The sequence below is a fragment of the Alicyclobacillus fructus genome (genome assembly GCF_017329605.1).
GTDB classification, from domain to species: Bacteria; Bacillota; Bacilli; order Alicyclobacillales; family Alicyclobacillaceae; genus Alicyclobacillus; species Alicyclobacillus fructus.
Genome location: NZ_JAFMTY010000058.1, coordinates 1 through 1804 on the forward strand (window position 1 = coordinate 1; position 1804 = coordinate 1804).

The following is a 1804-nucleotide window of genomic DNA, read 5'->3' on the forward strand; positions in this document are numbered from 1 at the left end:
ACCATCCAACCCGAAGATGCAGCCCATCCGCATGGTGATTCGATATTGTGTAAAAACGATGCCATTCATGACAACCATGACGATCATTGAGGAAGGAGAATATCAATGTCTTCACATGCTGTTTCCGTCGTCAAAAAGGGTGTCAATATCGAATTGGTATCCGTTCTTTGGATGGTCATTGAAGCGGCGGTGGCGATTGGCTCGGGCATCATAGCACACTCGTTAGCACTTGTCGCCTTTGGTGCTGATAGCATCATCGAACTGATCGCCGGAGCAGTCCTTCTCTGGCGTCTGACGATTGAAGCACGCGGAGCTAGTTTGGCGCGAGTGAATCGTGCGGAAAAAATTTCGTCTTGGGTTGTCGGTATTGCCCTGCTGTTGCTTGCGGTCTATATCGTGGTTGCATCGATCGATAAGCTTTGGACGCATCAAGGAGCCGAGTCCACCTATGTAGGAATTGGCTTAGCCATCGCATCAGGCATCATTATGCCGATCTTGTCGCGTTTGAAGAAGAAAATTGGTGTAGAAATTGGCAGTAAGGCACTTCGCGCAGATGGGGCATGCAGCATCGTATGTGCGTACATGGCTTGGACGGTGCTTGCCGGTGTTGTTTTGACTGCTCTGTTTGGTTGGTGGTGGGTTGACTCCATCGCGGCGCTGGCGCTGGTGTATTTCGTCGTCAAAGAAGGTTGGGAAGCCGTTCAGGAAGCCCGCGGAAAAGAAGGTGCCTGTGGCTGTTGTCACGATGATTGTTGCTGACTGCTCTCGAAAACGGTAACTTCATCGAGGGGCTAATGGTCGTCGGTTTTATTGCACCCGCTATCGTGAAAGGCTGATAGCCGACCCACGCTCTTAGTCAGAGGCAGCCCCGTGACGGATGGTATGAAATGCGGTACTCAACCCGCAGATATCAGACTGCTGTAGATGGCCACGATAGAATCGACATGAGTGGCCACGAAATTCCGTCAGGGAGGGGATAAAAAAAGATCCGCACGCCCTTCGTCGAATGTTGTAAGTGCCAACAAACAACACGACGGATAGGAGTGCGGACCTTTGCCCCGACTTCGACACTTGGTAGTCATACAAAGTCCCACAAACCCATGGCCGATGCGGATTCGTGGGACCTGTGGATAACTCGCGTAGTGTCTACAGCCCTCTTGCCTGAGGTTCTACCTTCAGGATCCTCGGCGGTTCCTTGATCCTCAAGGCTCGCAGGATCTCTCGCTGCGCCTCGGTCGTCTCCGTGCGCTGCACGACCATCCCGTCCGGCGTGCTCTTCGTCACCTGATGCATCGCTTGCATGTGAGAGCGGATGTCAGACCATGTGCGCCCCGTTTGGACCTCCGCGATGCGCACCAACAACAAGGCCAGCCAGCAAAGCAGCACATGCGAACGAATCCGCTCGTCCTTCCGGTGATACATGGGACGGATGTCCAACGTCGTCTTCAGCGTCCGAAACGCGGACTCCACCATCAGGAGCTGCTTGTATCCCAGCGCGACATCTTCCGTCGACAGCGTGTCATCGGAGGTGCGGATCAGGTACTTCCCGTCCAGATGAGCCGCTTGCCGCACGGCCTCCGGGTCAATCCGCAGGTTTCCCCATCGGTCCTGTTTCAGATAGCGCTTGAACGTTGGATGGCTCGCAAGCCGACAGTGGGCCTTCGTGTGCGCTTCGCCCTGAAGCTCTTTGAGGCGTTCCAACTCCATCCGAAGCTCGCGCAACATCGCCTCTCGGCGCGCCTCATCGCGTTTGGCTTCCTCGGGATTGAACGCCAACACGTAACGGACCCGGGCCTCGCCGTCT

2 protein-coding genes are annotated in these 1804 nt (G+C 55.0%); one reads left to right on the forward strand and one right to left on the reverse strand.

Annotated features, from left to right (window positions below; genetic code table 11):
* Positions 1-105 precede the first annotated feature (105 nt).
* A complete protein-coding gene (locus J3481_RS14275) occupies positions 106-759 on the forward strand; it encodes a cation diffusion facilitator family transporter (RefSeq protein WP_012810498.1) in 654 nt (217 codons plus the stop codon).
* A gap of 387 nt (positions 760-1146) precedes the next feature.
* Here the strand turns inward: J3481_RS14275 and J3481_RS14280 are convergent.
* The coding region (locus J3481_RS14280; protein WP_206832786.1) for an IS1634 family transposase at positions 1147-1804 on the reverse strand (658 nt) is incomplete at its 5' end.